This window comes from Streptomyces melanogenes, from assembly GCF_014649795.1.
Classification (GTDB): domain Bacteria; phylum Actinomycetota; class Actinomycetes; order Streptomycetales; family Streptomycetaceae; genus Streptomyces; species Streptomyces noboritoensis.
This window is the reverse complement of record NZ_BMTS01000001.1, coordinates 473,383-489,636: the sequence shown is the minus strand read 5'-3', so window position 1 is coordinate 489,636 and position 16,254 is coordinate 473,383. Positions and strand designations below refer to the sequence as shown.

The following is a 16,254-nucleotide window of genomic DNA, read 5'->3' as shown; positions in this document are numbered from 1 at the left end:
ATCCAGTGAAGACAGTCACGTCATCGCCCGAAGGGCAGCTCGTCGACTCAGGTGCCGGCGCGGTGCTGCTGACGGCGGCCGGGCAGGTCGGTGTCCACGAGGGGCGCGAGAACGGCCATTGGAACAACGTCCAGCGCTACAGCGACGAGGTGCCTGGGCTCAAGTGGTCGCAGGGGCAGGCCTGGTGTGCCACCTTCGTCTCCTGGGTGGCCATGCGGGCCGGGTGCGCCAGTCTGTTTCCGCGCACCGCGTCGTGCGCGACGGGGGTGGCCTGGTTCCGTGAGCGCGGCCGCTTCTCCGAGTATCCGGCGGTGGGCGCCCAGGTGTTCTACGGCCCAGGCGGCTCCGAGCACACGGGCGTGGTCGAGCGGTACGACAGCACGCACATCTACACCATCGAGGGCAACACCAACGTGAACGGCTCCTCCGAGGGCGACGGTGTGTACCGGCGCGTACGGGAGCGGAAGTCGATCCGGGTGTACGGGTACGGCTACCCGGACTACCCCGGTGGCATCGACTCCGCCGACCCGTCGTGGCCGCCGCCCGCCCCGATCCCGCACCCGGACGGTTTGGAGCCGTTCCCCGGTGCCGAGTGGTTCCACTCCGAGCCGCGCAGCCCGGTCGTGACCGCGATGGGCCGCAGGCTGGTGGCCGAGGGGGTGGCGGTGTACGAGGAGGGCCCGGGCCCGCAGTGGACCGACGCCGACCGCAGGTCGTACGCGAACTTCCAGCGGAAGATCGGCTACCGGGGCAGCGACGCCGACGGCTGGCCGGGACCGGTGTCCTGGACGAAGCTGCGCGTACCGCGTACGTGACGGATCACGGCTTCAGTCCGCCGACTCCCGCAGGCGCAGGCCGCGTTGGAGGCGGGTGAGGAGCGGATGGCGCTCGCGGCGCTCGCGGGAGTGCCGGTCGAGCTCCTCCACCAGGCGCTGCGAGCGCTTCTCCACGTCGAGTTCGTCCAGGATCCGGTCGACCTCCGCGAGCAGCGCGCCGTGCAGCTGCCACTGCCGGGGGTCGCGCCGGACCTGGGCGAGCAGCAACAGGGCGACCCGGTCACGGCTGGCGCGGGCGGCCGCCAGTTCGGCCGCGAAGCGGTTCTCCGCCTCCTCGGCGTTGGCCCTGACCTGCGTGGTGATCAGTACGGCGAAGCTCTCCACGGCCCGGGCGAGGTGCTCGAAGACGTCCCGCAGGGCGATGCCGGTCTCCTGCTCGAAGAGGTGCTCCTCGGTGCGCTCCTTGGCGAGGTCGGTGAGCGAACGGCACACCACCCGCAGCACCACCGCCGAGATCTCCAGGGCATCGAGCCCGGTGCGCAGCGCCACCCGCGACAGCAGGCCCTCCTTGACCCGGGGGTTGAACCGCAGGCTGTCCTCGGCCTGCCGCAGCGAGGCGTCCACCTGCACGATGTCGTGGTCGAGCCGGCGGGCCTCGTGGAGACGGGCCGCCGCCCGTGCGACCGGGGTGTGGCCGCCGACCTCCTCCGCGAGGTCGAGGAGGAGTTTGCGCATCCGGGCGGCGAGCTCCTCGATGGCCTCGCCCGCGGACTCCACCCACACCGGCGGCACGAACAGCACGTTGAACAGCATGCCGACGCCCGCGCCGATCAGCGTCTCCAGTACGCGGTCCCACGCGGTCGCGGACACCCGGGTCACCCCGAGCACGAGCATCGCGCTGATCGCGACCTCGGGGACGAACTCCCCGGCCTTGACGAAGCGTCCGACCACCAGCGCGGCCAGGATGATCAGCCCCAGGCTCCACCAGGTCAGCCCCACCAGGGCGCTGAATCCGATGGCGAGCAGCACACCGGCCACCACGGAGTTCACCCGCCGCACCCCGGTGACCAGCGTGGTGTAGAGGGTGACCTGGACGACGAGCAGGGCGGTCAGCGGGGCGGTGAGGGGCGCGGGTTCGCTGCTGAGGTGGAGCGCCACCACGTACGAGATGACGGCGGCGGCCGTGGAGCGCAGGGTCTGCGCCACCGCGGGTTCCCGGCGGCGGCGCGCCAGATGGACGAGGGGATCAGTGAACTCGGGCACCTCCCGCACCTTCCCTCTCGGCGGCTCCCACTCCACTGATGTCCCGCCGCCCGCCGCATCCACGGCGCGGCGCGCCGAATCACCCGACCAGCCGCTCCTGTCCGGCGGCCGGGAGCAGGGCGAGGCGGTCGGCCGCGTCCGTGCCGGGCGGCGGGGTGAGCAGGACGAGCCGCTGGTTGCCCTCGGGGGCGAGGAGCACCTGGCAGTCGAGGTCGAGGGGACCGATCACCGGGTGCAGCACGCGCATCCGGCTGTGCCGGCGGACGGCTACCTCGTGCAGCTCCCACAGGGCCGTGAACTCCTCGCTGGCGCCGCGCAGCCGCTCCACCAGCCGAGCCGCCGCCGGGTCCCCCGCCCGGCGGCCCACGGCGGCCCGCAGGTCCGCGACGTGCAACCGGCTGTAGTGCGCGTGCTCCTCGGCCGGGTACGCGGCCCGCGCCGCCGGGTCGGCGAACCAGCGCCAGACCACGTTGCGCCCGTGTTCGGAGACCGTGCACACCCCGCCGAGCAGGGCGCGGGCCAGGTCGTTCTGGGCCAGCACGTCGCCCAGGTCGCTGAGGACCTGGGCCGCGGTGCCGGGGAGGCGGTCGAGTAGGTGCAGCAGGCTCGCGCCGACCTCGTCGTCCCTGCTGCGCACGGCGGGCGGGCGCTGTCCGGCCAGGAGGTGGAGGTGGTCGCGCTCGTCGTCGCTGAGCCGCAGGGCGCGGGCGAGCGCGGCGAGTATCTGGGGCGAGGGCTGCGGTCCGCGGGCCTGTTCCAGGCGGGTGTAGTAGTCGGTCGACATGCCCGCGAGCTGGGCCACCTCCTCGCGCCGCAGCCCCGGGGTGCGGCGCCGGGAGCCCTCGGCGAGCCCCGCGTCCTGCGGGCTCACCCGCTCACGCGAACGGCGGAGGAAGTCGGCGAGCTCACGGCGGTCGATCGTCATGAGGATCATCCTGCCGGATGCCCCGGCGCCCCAGCCAGGGACTCCCGGTCCCCGGGTCCGGGCGGTCTCTGCCACCCCTGGCGCCAGGGCGGCAGTGTGGGCACAGCCGGAGCGAACGACCCCGGCAACCACACCAAGGAGAAACCCATGTCCACCACCTCCGTCCTCACCCCCGCCGCCACCTCCGCGACCGTGACCGTCGCCGACGCCCGGGTCCACTACGAGCGCGCCGGATCGGGCCCCGCCCTCGTCCTGGTCCACGGCACCGGCTCGGGTGGCGCCGCGGTCAACTGGGGCCGGACCGCGCCCCGTTTCACCTCGGGCCACACCGTCATCACGCCCGACCTGTCCGGCAGCGAGCGCACCACGGACGGGGGTGCGCCGCTGACCGTGGAAGGCCTGGCCGCGCAGGTCATCGCCGTCATCGAGGACGCCGCCGTCGGCCCGGTCGACCTGCTCGGCTTCTCGATGGGCGCCCCGGTCTCCGCCGCCGTCGCCGCCCTGCGCCCCGACCTCGTCCGCCGACTGGTCCTGGTCGCGGGCTGGGCCCACACCGACGGCGACGAGTACCTGCGCAACCTGTTCACCCTGTGGGGGCAGCTCGGCACGTCCGACCCGGCCGCCTTCGGGCGCGCCGTCGCCATGACTGGCTTCAGCCGGGGCTTCCTCAACGCCATCGGGCGCGAGCAGGTCGAGCTCCTCATCCCCAACATGCCGCCCACGCCCGGCACCCTGCGCCACGTCGACCTCGACAGCCGGATCGACATCCGCGACCACCTGCCCCGCATCCAGGCCAGGACCCTGGTCATCGGCTGCACCCAGGACATCACCATCCCCGTCGAGAACAGCCGCGCCCTGCACACCGCGATCGCGGGCAGCACGTACGCCGAAATCGACGCGGGGCACGTGGCGTTCTTCGAGAAGGAGGACGAATTCGTCGAGCTGGTGCGTGACTTCACGCTCGCCCCGTGACGGCGGCCTCCGACGCCAGGACGTCGTGGCAGGGCGCGGCCCGCGCCGCGAAGGGGAAGGGGGCCGGGCGCAGCCGTAAATCTCCGCCGCCACCGCGCCCGTTGCGTAGCATGCGGACCATGCCTCAGCTCCAGCGCCTGCACCTCGACCACGCTCCGGCACTCCTCGAGTTCGAGCGGCAGAACCGCGCCTACTTCGCGGCGTCGGTCCCCGACCGGGGCGACCACTACTTCGCCCACTTCGACGCGCGCCACGCCGCGCTGCTGGCCGAACAGGCGACGGGGCTGTGCCACTTCCACGTACTGGTGGACGGCGGTGGCGAGGTGCTGGGGCGGGTCAACCTGGTCGACGTGGCGGACGGTTCGGCCGAACTCGGCTACCGCATCGCCGAGAGCGCCGCCGGGCGCGGACTGGCCACGGCGAGCGTCCGCGAGGTCTGCGCCCTGGCCGCGTCGGAGTACGGCCTGACCGGGCTGCGGGCGTCGACGACCCTCGACAACACCGCCTCGCAAGCCGTCCTGGCCCGTACCGGATTCGTCCCCTGCGGGGAGATCGAGCTGGACGGCCGCCCCGGCCTCCGCTTCGAGCGGAGCCTGGACGACACGGCGGGACGGCGGCGCCCATGAGCGCCACGCGCGCCATCGAGCAGGGGCCGCCGGCCGACCCGGCTCCGCAGCGGGTCTGGTACACCTCGTACGGCTCGAACATGCTCCTGGACCGGCTCGCCTGCTACCTCACCGGCGGACGCCCGGCCGGGGGGACCCGCGACTACCCCGGCTGCCGGGACCGCAGCCTGCCGACCGCGTCGATCCCCGTGGAGCTCCCCGGGGTCATGTACTTCGCGACCCGGTCGCCGGTCTGGGGCGGCGGCCGGGCCTTCTACGACCCGGACACCGAGGGCCGCGTCCTGGCGCGCGCCCACCTGGTGTCGGCCTCCCAGTTCGCCGACATCGCCGCGCAGGAGATGTACCGCGAGCCGGGCGCCGACCTCGATCTGACCGAGGTCCTGACGCGCGGGCGGGTGACGCTCGGCGACGGCCGCTACGAAACCCTCGTCTGCGCGGGGCAGGTGGACGGCCTGCCCCTGCTCACCTTCACGGCGCCGTGGAGAGTGGGTGACGTCCTGTCGACGGTGCCGTCCGCCGCGTATCTGCGCCATCTGGCCTCGGGCCTCCTTGAGGCCGGGGCGTGGGACACGGACGCGGTCGCCGCGTACGTCGCCTCCCGCCCCGGGGCGCATCCCCACTGGTCCGAGCAGGCGGTACGGGAGCTGCTGGCCCCGTAAGCGGTGAGGGGCCTAGCGGCCGCGCGGCTTGCCGCGCTTGGCACCGCCGCCCTTCGAACCGCCCTTGGAGGCGCCGGAGCCGGTCCGCTGGTTCTTGCCTGCCGGCTTGCCCGCGGCGGGCTTGCGGCGGGCGGCGGACGCGTCGGGCCGCTTGGCCTTCGGCTCGGCCTTGGTCTTGGCCGGGGTCTGCGCGCGGCCACGGGAGCTGTTGACGGTACGGCCGCGGACGATCCCGATGAAGTCCTCGACCATGTCGGTGGTCCGCTCCTCGGGCCACGACAGGGCGACCCGCGACTCCGGGGTGCCCGTCACCGGCCGGTAGGTGAGGTCCTTGCGGTGGTGCAGCCGGGCCAGCGACTGCGGGACGACGAGCACGCCGATGCCCGCCGCCACCAGCTCGACGGCGTCGGCCGTCGTGGCGGGGCGCTCGAACGCGGGCTGCCCGGGCGGACGCTCCCAGTCGAGGGTGTCGTCGAGGGGGTGCAGCACGGTCTCGTCGGCCAGGTCCTCGGCGGACACCTCCTCGACCGCGGTGATCGCGTGGTCCTTGGGGACCACGACCACGGTCGTCTCCGTGTACAGCGGGATGGCGCTGAGGTCGGCCGCGTCGACCGGCAGCCGTACGAAAGCGGCGTCGGCGTCGCCGCCGCGCAGCACGCCGAACGCCTCCGCGGCCGAGACCGCGACCAGGGTCAGCGGGATGTCGGGCAGCCGCTCGTTCCAGATCCGCACCCACTTGGTGGGTGTCACGCCCGGGACGTAGGCGAGCCGGAACGAGGGGGTTGCTTCCGAGCCTGTCACTCCGCCAGGTTACCGGTGATGGTCGGAGGTGGCGCACACGCTCGATACTCTTGACCCCATGACGTCGCACCAGACCGCCCAGACCATGAAGCCCGCGACCGCGGCGAAGAAGCTGGGTGTGTACCTCGAGGCCACCCCCGCAGAGTTCCAGGAGGGTGTCGTCTCGCGCACCGAGCTGAACGCGCTCCAGGCCGACCCGCCCCAGTGGCTCCAGGAGCTGCGCCGCACCGGCCCGCACCCCCGGCCGGTGGTCGCGGCGAAGCTCGGTGTCTCCATCGCGGGCCTGGCCCGCGGCGGTGTCACGGAGGCGCTCACCACCGAGCAGATCGACGCGCTGAAGCAGGAGAACCCGGAGTGGCTACAGAAGGAGCGCGCCACCCAGGCCGAGGTGCGCAAGGAAGCGGTGCGCATCAAGGAGAAGAACGCCCAGCGCGCCGAGGAGTCCAAGGACAAGCGCGCCTGAGCTTCCCCACGGGCATCACCGTCCGGGACCCGGTCCCGGACACTGCCGGTGATCTTCGCCACCGCGAGGATCACCGGCTTTTTCCTGCCCTGCGGCAGGCCCCCCGGCGCGTCAGGCCGGGGCGAGACCCTGCTCCAGCTGGACGAGTTCGTCCTTCTCGACGACGATCTCGAACTCCTCCGCCAGTACGCGCTCCAGCTCGGCCGGTTCGATCTTGCGCTCGGTGGAGGAGCCGTCGGGGCGGAACGTCGTCCACGTGGCCCCGTCGAGCCGATGGTGGTGGGTGGCGCTGAACTTCTGCGTGAACAGGCGGGCCGTGAACGGCGAGCGGCTGTGGGTGCTCACGAAGTGGCTGCCGACCGCGTAGTCGATGGGGTACTGCGGGAGCAGCGTGAAGGTGTGCCGGTCCAGCCAGCCGTCCTCGCCGCGCTGGTGCAGCCACCACTCGTCGATGCCGAGCACCCCGTCCCTGCGCTCCACGCGGTACTTCCAGCCGTCGAAGTCCACCTCGACGCCGTCGGCGATCTCGATGGGCTCCAGCGGCCCGCTGCCGAATCCCACGTCGCACAGCCACAGCCGGTCGTCGTCGGCCGGGCGCACCGCGATCAGGGCGTGGGTGGCGGGGAGGATCTTGGGGTTGCGGAGCGTCACGCGCCCGATGAGGCCGGTGAACGCGAAGCCCAGGCGCTCCAGCGCGCTCGCGAACAGCACGACGTGCTCGTAGCAGTACCCGCCGCGACTGCCCCGCACGAGCCTGTCCTGAACCGTCTCCAGGTCCAGCGCCACCGGCTTGCCCAGCACCGCGTTGCCGTTCTCGAACGGGATCGAGGTCACGTGCGCCCGCTGCAGCGCGCGCAGGACACCGAGTGTCGGCGTGCGCTCGCCCTCGTACCCGATACGTGCCAGATAGGCGTCCAGGTCCAGCCGGTCGCCCGACCAGCCGCGTCCGTCGTTCCCTGCCTCGCTCACGGCTCCCCCTCTTCCGGACCCCCGCGCCGGTGTATCCGTACGCATGGTGTCAACACCTCGTCGGCTTCACAACGATCATCCGTTACGAGGTCGAGCCTACGCCGCGTGAGGTGCCGGGACCTCTACTCGAAGACGGTGCTGACCTCACCTTTTGGCCCTAGGACCTCAGGCGCAGGACGGTCCGGGAAGGCTCACGACACTCCCACGCGGGCCCCGCCACGAACCGGCGCGCACGCTGGCCCGTGCACTACGTTGGCCACCGTGAGCAGTTCCGATCTCCTCGTCGACGCGTTCGGCAGGATCCGCGAAACGGTCGCGGAGGCCGTCGAAGGCCTGAGCACCGAGGAGTTGGCGTTCCGCGTCGACGGCTCGGGCAACTCCATCGCCTGGCTGGTCTGGCATCTGACCAGGATCCAGGACGACCACATCGCGGACGCGGCCGGGCTCGAACAGGTGTGGACCGGGCAGGGGTGGGCGCGGCGGTTCGGGCTGCCGCTGGCGGACGCGGACACCGGTTACGGACACACCTCCGCCCAGGTCGCCTCGGTCGGCGCCTCCGCCGAGCAACTGACCGGCTACCACGACGCCGTCCACGCGCAGACCGTCGCCTGTCTGGCGGGGCTCGACGGCAAGGCGCTCGCCCGGGTCGTCGACACGTCGTGGAACCCGCCGGTCACCCTCGCCGTCCGGCTGATCAGCGTCGTCTCGGACGACCTCCAGCACGCCGGGCAGGCCGCGTTCGTACGGGGTGTGCTCTCCCGGCGCTGACGGGCCGTCCGGTAATTCGGTTGGCAAGGGCCCGCTCGTGACGTGAACATGCGCACATGAGTGATCCCAGCGCAGGCCGTTCCGCCGTACCCGACGGGGCCCGGGTGAGCCGCCGGGTGATCCTCCTCCTGGCCATCACCTGCGGCGTTGCCGTGGGCAACGTCTACTTCCCGCAGGCGATCAGCCCCACGGTCGCCGCCGCGCTGGGCGTCTCCCCGGACGCGGCCGCCCTCACGGTGACTGCGGCGCAGTTCGGGTACGCGGCGGGGATATTCCTGCTGGTGCCGCTCGGGGACCGGTTCCCGCACCGGTCGCTGATCGTCACGCTGCTCGGCCTCACCGGGCTCGGGCTGCTCGCCGCGGGGGCCGCACCGGCGCTCGGGCCGCTGGTCGGGGCGAGCGCCCTGATCGGCATCACCACGGTGATCGCCCCGATCGCGGGGCCGCTGGCGGTCGGCCTGGTGGCCGAGGACCGGCGCGGGGCGGTCAGCGGGACCCTGCTGAGCGGGTCCATCGGCGGGATGCTGCTCTCCCGGACGCTCGGCGGGACCGTCGGGGAGTGGCTGGGGTGGCGGGCGCCGTATCTGATCGCCGCCGTGCTCGCCCTGATCACCGCGGTGCTGCTGTGGCGCGTGCTGCCGAGGACGTCGCCGCCGTCGCGGCAGCGGTATCCGGCGCTGCTCGCCGAGCCGCTGCGGCTGCTGCGCGCCGAGCCCGAGCTGCGGCGGTCCTGCTTCTACCAGGCCATGGTGTTCGGCGGCTTCTCGGCGGTCTGGACGGGCGTCGCCCTGCTGCTGACGAGCTCCGCGTACGGCATGGGCGCGCGGGCGGTCGGGGCGCTCGCCCTGGTCAACGCGGCGACGATGCTCTGCACCCCGTTCGCCGGACGGCAGACGGACCGCCGGGGGCCCGACGCGGTCAACCTCGTCAGCCTGCTCGGCGTCCTGGCGGCGGCCGCCGTCCTGGCGTTCGGCGGCCTCGGCGGGGCGCTCGGCATGGGCGCGCTGGTGGTCGGCACGCTGCTGCTCGACCTCGGTATGCAGTCCGGCATGGTCGCCAACCAGGTGCGGTTCTACGCACTGCGCCCCGAGGCCCGCAGCAGGCTCAACACCGCGTACATGACCTGCGGTTACATCGGCGGAAGCGTCGGCTCGTGGACCGGGGCGCGGGCGTACGCCGCGTTCGGCTGGCCCGCGGTGTGCGCTCTGGTGGCGCTGCTGACGGGGGCGGCCCTGGTCCGGCACGGCTTCGCGACGCGCCGGAAGCACCCCGCCATCACCGCCCCGGTCCGGCGGGCGGCCGAGCCGGCGCGGAGCGCGACCCCGTAGCCCGGTGCGCCGGGGCCGTCGCACCCTGCCGGGTCAGACCCGGACGTCGTCGCTGCGGCTGATCATCAGGTTGCCCATGAACCGCCGGTCCACCTCGCGGGCGCCCAGCCGGACGGCCTGGGCGCGGGTCGGCGGGGTGATGTCGTAGTGCCACCGGTGGTCGTGCGGGCCCTTGCGCTGGTACCAGGCGCGCCGCATGCCGAGGGCGGCCGCGAATGCGTGCAGTTCGTCCTCGGTGTCGGCCGTCATATGGCACCAGTGCGCGGACGGCAGACCTCGTCGTCGCGCGAGAGCGCCGTAGTCCTTCACGTCGTCCACGTAGACGGTCAAGGGGCAACCTCCCACTCCTGCTGAGGCTTTGTATTCTCCCTTGCCCCGGAGCGGGCCCGGGACACCCCGCCGCGGCGACCGTTTTGCGTCGTCTGCCACCCTGCCCATCACCATGACTTTGGGATGTCATAAGGTTGGCTTATGAGGTCATAAACAGGGGGCGGGTACTCACTTAGGTTTACCTAAGCTTAGGGTGTCCGACGAGCCATTTCGTTTGTCGGTCGAAGGGAAACACTCATGCCCCGCCCCCTGCGGACAGCCATCGTGGGCGCAGGCCCCGCCGGGATCTACGCCGCGGACGCGCTGCTGAAGTCCGCGGCCGCCGCCGACCCCGGTGTCTCGATCGACCTCTTCGAGAAGATGCCCGCGCCCTTCGGACTGATCCGCTACGGCGTCGCTCCCGACCACCCCCGCATCAAGGGCATCGTCACCGCCCTGCACCAGGTGCTCGACAAACCGCAGATCCGGCTCTTCGGCAACGTGGACTACCCCGGCGACATCAGCCTCGACGAGCTCCACGAGTTCTACGACGCGGTGATCTTCTCGACCGGCGCCGACGCCGACCGGGCGCTCGACATCCCCGGCATCGAGCTGGACGGCTCGTACGGCGCCGCCGACTTCGTGTCCTGGTACGACGGCCACCCGGACGTGCCGCGCACCTGGCCGCTGCACGCGGACAAGGTCGCCGTCCTCGGCGTCGGCAACGTCGCCCTCGACGTGGCCCGCATCCTCGCCAAGACCGCCGACGAGCTGCTGCCCACCGAGATCCCGCAGAACGTCTACGACGGCCTGAAGGCCAACCGGGCGCGCGAGATCCACGTCTTCGGCCGGCGCGGCCCCGCCCAGGCGAAGTTCAGCCCGATGGAGCTGCGCGAGCTGGACCACTCCCCCACCATCGAGGTCATCGTCGACCCCGAGGACATCGACTACGACGAGGGCTCGATCGCCACCCGCCGCTCCAACAAGCAGGCGGACATGGTCGCCAAGACCCTGGAGAACTGGGCGATCCGCGACGTGGGCGAGCGCCCGCACAAGCTGTTCCTGCACTTCTTCGAGTCGCCCACCGAGATCCTCGGCGAGGACGGCACGGTCGTCGGCCTGCGCACCGAGCGCACCCGGCTCGACGGCTCCGGCAACGTCGAGGGCACCGGCGAGTTCCACGACTGGGACGTCCAGGGCGTCTACCGGGCCGTGGGCTACCTCTCCGACGAGCTGCCCAAGCTGCCCTGGGACGTCGAGTCGGGCACGGTCCCCAACGAGGGCGGCCGGGTCGTCGAGGCCGGGCAGCACCTCCCCTCCACGTATGTCACCGGCTGGATCCGGCGCGGCCCGGTCGGCCTGATCGGCCACACCAAGGGCGACGCCAACGAGACCGTCGCCAACCTCTTGGACGACCACGCCCGGGGCCGGCTGCGCACCCCGTCCGCGCCGGAGCCGGAGGCGGTCGACGCCTTCCTCGCCGAGCGCGGGGTGCGCTGGACGACCTGGGAGGGCTGGCACCGCCTGGACGCGGCCGAGAAGGCGCTGGGCGAGCCGCAGGGCCGCGAGCGCGTCAAGATCGTGGAGCGCGAGGACATGCTGAGGGCCAGCGGCGCGTAGTCACGCGTCCTGGGCACACGGGTCGGCCCCCGCCGTAAGAGGCGGGGGCCGATGCTGTTCACGGCACGCTCAGGTGGTCGTCAGCTCACCTGGAGGGTGACGTCGTCCACGACGTACGAGGTCTGCAGGGACTGGTCCTCCACGCCGTTGAACTTCAGGGTGACGGTCTGTCCGGCGAACGCCGAGAGGTCGTAGGACTTCTGCGTGTAGCCGGAGTTGGCGTCCAGGTTGGAGAAGGTGGCCAGGGTCTGGCCGCCCACCGAGACGGTGAAGACGTCATACGCGACGTTCTCGTTCTCGTCCGTGTCGATGTGCTGGAAGAACGAGAGCTGGTAGCTGGAGCAGCCGGACGGAATGCTCAGCGACTGGGAGGCGCTGTCCGTGCGGGGCGAGCCCCAGCCGTTCAGCCATGCCATGTAGGAGCCGCCGTGCGGCGTCTCGCCGGCCTGGTTGGTGATGACGCCCGAGGTCGCCGTCCACGGGCTGGAGCCGTTCTCGAACCCGCCGTTGACGACGAGCTGGCGCGGGGTGCAGGTGCCGCCGCCGACGGTCAGCGTGTAGGTGGTGCTGTGGCTGACCGTACCGGCGCCCGTGACCGTCAGGGTGTACGTACCCGGTGCGGTGCTCGCACCGACCTGCACGGTCAGCGTCGAGGAGCTGCCGGACTGCACGGACGTCGGGTTGAGGGTCGCGGTCACACCAGTGGGCGTGCCCGAGACCGACAGGGCGACCGTCTGCGGGTCACCGCTGACCGTGGTGGTGTTCACCGTGGAGGTGACGCTGCCGCCCGGGTTGGCGCTGCCGGAGGACGGGTTGGTGGCGATGGAGAAGTCCTGCGCCGGGGTGGTCCCGCCGACGGCCTGCTTCCAGATCGCGTACGCCACACCGTCGGCGCTGCGGTCCAGGACCGTCGGGCCGATGTTGCTCGGGGTGTCGCAGGCGCTGTGGTAGCAGGAGTCGTAGGCGGCGTTGGCCGTGCCGCCCCACTTGGCGGCCTGCGCCGAGGTCTTGCGGTCGCTGGCGCCGGCCGCGTAGCCGGAGGTGGCGATGCCGGCGGCCTGGAAGGACGCGTCGTCACTGCGGCCCTGGCCCTCGACGTTCTCCTCGGGCGCGAGGTTGAGGGAGGTCCAGTACGCCTTGAGCGGGGCGCCCGCGGTCGAGTTGAGGTTGTTGATGAAGTAGCCGCCGTTGGGCGAGCCGACCATGTCGAAGTTGTAGTACGCCTTGATGGCCGCGCGGTCGGTGGTGCTCAGCCGGTTGACGTAGAACTTGGAGCCGTTGAGGCCCTGCTCCTCGTCGGTCCACCAGGCGAACCGCACGTGCTTGGTCATGGTGGGGTTCTTCTGGGCCAGGACCAGCGCGTTCTCCAGCAGGGTCGCGGAGCCCGAGCCGTTGTCGTTGATGCCGGGTCCGGCCGACACGCTGTCGAGGTGCGCACCGAGCATGATGACCTGGTCGGCGGGGCCGCCGGGCCAGTCGGCGATCAGGTTGTTCGACGGGTAGGTGCAGCTGGTGCAGTTCTGCTCGGTCACGGTGTATCCGGCGGCCTGCAGCTTGCCCTTGATGTAGGCCACCGACTGGGTGTAGCCGCCGCTGCCCGCACGGCGGTTGCCGCCGTTCTGGGTGGCGATGGTGCCCAGCTGGGAGAGGTGCGCCTGGACGTTGGCGACGTCGATGTTGGGCGGGTCGGTGCCGGGCGGGGTGCCGCCGACGTTGAGCGCGTAGTCGACGGTGTGCGAGAGCGTGGTGCCCTGGCCCTTGACGGTGACGGTGGACGGGCCGGGCGCCGCGTTGTTGGTCGCGGAGAGCGTGAGCACCGAGGACTGGCCGGACTGCACGGTGGCCGGGTTGAAGGAGGCGGTCACGCCGGACGGCAGGCCGGAGGCGGTGAGCGCCACCGACTGGGCGTTGCCGGTGGTGACGGACGTGCTCACCGTGGTGGTGACCGATCCGCCCTGCTGGACGGTGCCGGACGCCGGGTTGAGCGCCATCGAGAAGTCGTTCTGGCCGCTCGGCGTGCAGGTCGGGTCACCGGTCTGCGCGGGCACGCTGATCGCGTCCCAGGCGGCCTTGGTCTTGGTGAACAGATCGCACGTGGGGTCGAGCGTCTTGGCCGAACTCAGCGTCGCCGTACGGTACTTCTTGTACGACATGCTGCTGGTCTTGAGGAGCATGCCGCCGTAGAAGATCTTGCCGGCGTTCTGGACGCCCACGCCGGTCACCGTGGAGCTGTTGCAGGTGGGGCTGTTGGGCTTGCCGCCACCAGGGCTGCTGCCCTCGGCGAGCAGGTAGAACCAGTGGTTGATCGGGCCCGCGGCCTTGTGCACCTCGGTGCCGGGTATCGAGGAGCTGTAGCAGTTCGGGTCGTTGCTGACGAGCGACGGGTTGTACATGTTCCGGATCGGGCCCCGGCCCTGGAGGTCGATCATCTCGCCGACCGTGTAGTCCGGGGTGTCGTACGGGGCGGGCTCGTTGACGTACGCCTCGGTCAGCGCGCCGAAGATGTCACCGGTGCCCTCGCCGAGTCCGGCCTCCTGGCCGCTGGTGCCGCCGGGGGTGTTGGAGTCGATGGCGTGCCCGTACTCGTGGGCCACCACGTCGATCCCGGCGATCCACTCGTTGGCGCTGTTGTGGCCGATGGTGACCGAGCTGCCGTCCCAGTACGCGTTGAGGTCGCTCAGGCCGACGTTGCCGGGGAAGCTGCGGCCGCTGCCGTTGACGCCGTTGCGGCCGAGCCACTGGCCCAGCATGTCCCACTGCTTCTGCGCGGCGAACATGAGGTCCGCGCAGCCGGTCTCCTTGCTGGTGGGGTTGCCGGTGCCCCAGGAGTCCGAGGACTTGGTGAAGACGGTTCCGCTGCTGTAGTCGGCGCAGCTCAGGCCGGGCCGGTTGGGGTCGCGCAGCGAGTAGCTGCCGCTCGAGTTGGTGGTGTCGATGGTGAGCGGACTGGGGCCGTTCCACTTGCTGTTGGCGGTGCCCGCCTCGACGTCGTCGTGGGTGGCGAGGACCTTGCCGGTCCGTGCGTCCACGAAGACGTGCAGCTTGCTGGGCGCGGACTTGGTACGTCCGGCGAGCACGGTCTCCCAGGCGAGGACGGGTTTGCCGTCCGCGAGCCGGACGACGAGCCGGCTGTCGACCACCTTGTCGACCTTGGCCAGTTTGGTGCGCGAGGTGGATTCGGCCGTTTTCGCGGTGACCGCCGGGGTGGTCGCCACGTCGATGCGTACGGTCGAGGCGGACTGCACGGCGCGGATGTCGCCGTCGCCGTCCGCGAGCACCACCGCGTCGCCGCCCACTACCGGCAGCCCGCGGTAACTGCGCTCGTAGGCGACGGAGTAGAGGTTCTTCACCCAGGGGGTGACCATGCGCCGTTCGTACTGTTCCTGCGGGGAGTTGACCAAGGTGTCGAGCCCGCTGCGGACCGCCTGGTCGGCGGCGGCGACGGCGCGCGAGAGGGGGGTGGGCCGCTGGTCCGGCCCGGACTGCGAATGGGGTGCGGCCGATGCCGTACCGGCCAAAGCGCCGGTCAGGCCCGTGGTCAGTGCCAGTGCTGCCACGGCGGCCGTCAATCTGAAGGGGCGCAACGTCCACTCCGATCGTGGGGGGCCTGTTCTCCGCGCAGTATGGGCGTGGACATGGCAAACGTGGTACATACCAGTTGGTCATACGGCGCGAGTTATGGTGCGTCGGGAGGCCGCTGCGTACGCTCGGAAGATGCAGCTGGAGTTGAGGCACTTACAGGCCGTCTGCCAGATTGCGGAGGCGGGCAGTCTCGGGCGCGCCGCCCGTCGGCTCGGGGTGTCCCAGCCCTCCCTCTCCGCCCAGCTGCGCCGCATCGAGCGGGTGACCGGCGGCGACCTCTTCGTCCGCAGCCGCAACGGCACGGAGCCGACCCCGCTGGGCCGCTTCGTGCTCGACAGGGCGCGCCGGGTGCTCAGCGAGATGGACGCGCTCGGCACCCGGGCGCGCACGGTCGCCGCCGACGCCCCGCTGCGGCTCGGCTGCATCCTGCTCGTCCTGGTCGACGGCCTGCTGGAGCAGACCGACCTCTCGCTTTCCGGCCAGGAGATCACCGTCGACGTGGAGCACTCGGTGACCGCGCTGACCCGGATGCTCGGCGCCGGACGCTATGACGCCATCGTGTACGGCGAGGTCAACGACCACGAAGTCCCGCTCCCCGAAGGGGTCCTGGCCAGGACGCTGATCCCGGAGGAACCGTTCTCCATCCGGCTGTCGGCCCACCACCCGCTGGCCGGCCGGGAGCACATCGAGCTGGCCGACCTGGCCGACGAGCCGTGGATGACCCTCGTGGAGGACGACGACGGCGGCCCGGAGGCCTTCCTGGAGGCTTGCGCGCGGGCCGGGTTCGTGCCCCGGCTGCGGCACCGGATCGCGGACCGCAAGATGCAGTACGCGCTGATCGCCGGGGGCCGCGCCGTCGCCCTGAGCCAGCCGACCGCGCCACGGGCGGAGGGCACCGTGGTGCGCCCCCTCGCCGGCGCCCCGCTGCACGGCCGCATCCGGCTGGCATGGAACCGCTCGGCCGTCCCGGCCCGGCAGGCGGAGCTGCTCTACCGCGCCGCTGTCTGCGCCTACTTGTCCAACGTCGACAACAACGCGTTCCACCGGGCCTGGTGGGACACCCATCCGGAGCTGCACCCGCCGTACGAACTGCCGGAGCTCCAGGCCTCCGACGCCTGAGCGTTCGCCGGGCGCGCCCCGCAATGGCTCGTACGGGCGGCTTGGCGCGCCGGGCACCCGGGCAGAAAAGCACT

At 71.9% G+C, this 16,254-nt stretch carries 15 protein-coding genes; 9 read left to right on the top strand and 6 right to left on the bottom strand.

Annotated elements, in window-relative coordinates:
* The first annotated feature begins 5 nt into the window (after positions 1–5).
* Positions 6–815 (top strand): peptidoglycan-binding protein, encoded by an 810-nt coding sequence (locus tag IE252_RS02200; protein ID WP_229847857.1) that lies wholly within the window; start codon positions 6–8, stop codon positions 813–815.
* A 12-nt stretch (positions 816–827) separates the two neighbouring features.
* Here the strand turns inward: IE252_RS02200 and IE252_RS02195 are convergent, their stop codons facing one another.
* Positions 828–2,039, bottom strand: coding sequence for an aromatic acid exporter family protein (locus IE252_RS02195; protein WP_190087487.1), 1,212 nt, complete (start codon positions 2,037–2,039; stop codon positions 828–830).
* 79 nt (positions 2,040–2,118) lie between these two features.
* Complete coding sequence (locus IE252_RS02190) at positions 2,119–2,973, bottom strand: helix-turn-helix transcriptional regulator (protein ID WP_190087486.1); 855 nt, start codon at positions 2,971–2,973, stop codon at positions 2,119–2,121.
* Between the two features lie 138 nt (positions 2,974–3,111).
* Here IE252_RS02190 and IE252_RS02185 point away from each other — a divergent pair, with 138 nt between their 5' ends.
* From IE252_RS02185 to IE252_RS02175, 3 genes are all read left to right on the top strand, one after another.
* A complete protein-coding gene (locus tag IE252_RS02185; RefSeq protein ID WP_190087485.1) occupies positions 3,112–3,936 on the top strand; it encodes an alpha/beta fold hydrolase in 825 nt (274 codons plus the stop codon).
* Between the two features lie 119 nt (positions 3,937–4,055).
* On the top strand, positions 4,056–4,562 hold the full coding sequence (locus IE252_RS02180; protein ID WP_190087484.1) for a GNAT family N-acetyltransferase: 507 nt from the start codon (positions 4,056–4,058) through the stop codon (positions 4,560–4,562).
* The gene (locus IE252_RS02175; protein WP_190087483.1) at positions 4,559–5,221 is read left to right on the top strand and encodes a histone deacetylase; all 663 of its coding nucleotides are present in this window, start codon (positions 4,559–4,561) and stop codon (positions 5,219–5,221) included. Before IE252_RS02180 ends, IE252_RS02175 begins: the two co-directional genes overlap by 4 nt.
* Before the next feature lie 12 nt (positions 5,222–5,233).
* Here the strand turns inward: IE252_RS02175 and IE252_RS02170 are convergent, their stop codons facing one another.
* Positions 5,234–6,022 carry a LysR family substrate-binding domain-containing protein gene (locus IE252_RS02170; RefSeq protein WP_190087482.1) on the bottom strand — a complete coding sequence of 263 codons (789 nt, stop codon included), beginning with the start codon at positions 6,020–6,022 and terminating at the stop codon, positions 5,234–5,236.
* A gap of 58 nt (positions 6,023–6,080) precedes the next feature.
* On the opposite strand from IE252_RS02170, the gene IE252_RS02165 reads away from it, so the two are divergent.
* Positions 6,081–6,485, top strand: coding sequence for a DUF5997 family protein (locus tag IE252_RS02165; RefSeq protein ID WP_190087481.1), 405 nt, complete (start codon positions 6,081–6,083; stop codon positions 6,483–6,485).
* Positions 6,486–6,596: 111 nt separating this feature from the next.
* On the opposite strand, the gene IE252_RS02160 is transcribed toward IE252_RS02165, so the two are convergent.
* On the bottom strand, positions 6,597–7,454 hold the full coding sequence (locus tag IE252_RS02160) for an arylamine N-acetyltransferase family protein (RefSeq protein ID WP_229847855.1): 858 nt from the start codon (positions 7,452–7,454) through the stop codon (positions 6,597–6,599).
* Between the two features lie 261 nt (positions 7,455–7,715).
* Here IE252_RS02160 and IE252_RS02155 point away from each other — a divergent pair, with 261 nt between their 5' ends.
* Together IE252_RS02155 and IE252_RS02150 are read left to right on the top strand one after the other, a co-directional pair.
* Entirely contained in the window at positions 7,716–8,222 is a 507-nt protein-coding gene (locus IE252_RS02155) for a mycothiol transferase (RefSeq protein WP_190087479.1), read from the top strand.
* A gap of 56 nt (positions 8,223–8,278) precedes the next feature.
* A complete protein-coding gene (locus IE252_RS02150; RefSeq protein WP_190087478.1) occupies positions 8,279–9,550 on the top strand; it encodes an MFS transporter in 1,272 nt (423 codons plus the stop codon).
* Positions 9,551–9,583: 33 nt separating this feature from the next.
* On the opposite strand, the gene IE252_RS02145 is transcribed toward IE252_RS02150, so the two are convergent.
* The gene (locus tag IE252_RS02145) at positions 9,584–9,880 is read right to left on the bottom strand and encodes a DUF4031 domain-containing protein (RefSeq protein ID WP_229847854.1); all 297 of its coding nucleotides are present in this window, start codon (positions 9,878–9,880) and stop codon (positions 9,584–9,586) included.
* Positions 9,881–10,117: 237 nt separating this feature from the next.
* Between IE252_RS02145 and IE252_RS02140 the strand changes: the two genes are divergently transcribed.
* Positions 10,118–11,479 carry an FAD-dependent oxidoreductase gene (locus IE252_RS02140; protein WP_190087476.1) on the top strand — a complete coding sequence of 454 codons (1,362 nt, stop codon included), beginning with the start codon at positions 10,118–10,120 and terminating at the stop codon, positions 11,477–11,479.
* Between the two features lie 80 nt (positions 11,480–11,559).
* Here IE252_RS02140 and IE252_RS02135 read toward each other — a convergent pair whose 3' ends face one another.
* Entirely contained in the window at positions 11,560–15,036 is a 3,477-nt protein-coding gene (locus IE252_RS02135) for a M28 family peptidase (protein WP_229847852.1), read from the bottom strand.
* Positions 15,037–15,193: 157 nt separating this feature from the next.
* On the opposite strand from IE252_RS02135, the gene IE252_RS02130 reads away from it, so the two are divergent.
* On the top strand, positions 15,194–16,180 hold the full coding sequence (locus tag IE252_RS02130; RefSeq protein WP_190087474.1) for a LysR family transcriptional regulator: 987 nt from the start codon (positions 15,194–15,196) through the stop codon (positions 16,178–16,180).
* Positions 16,181–16,254 lie beyond the last annotated feature (74 nt).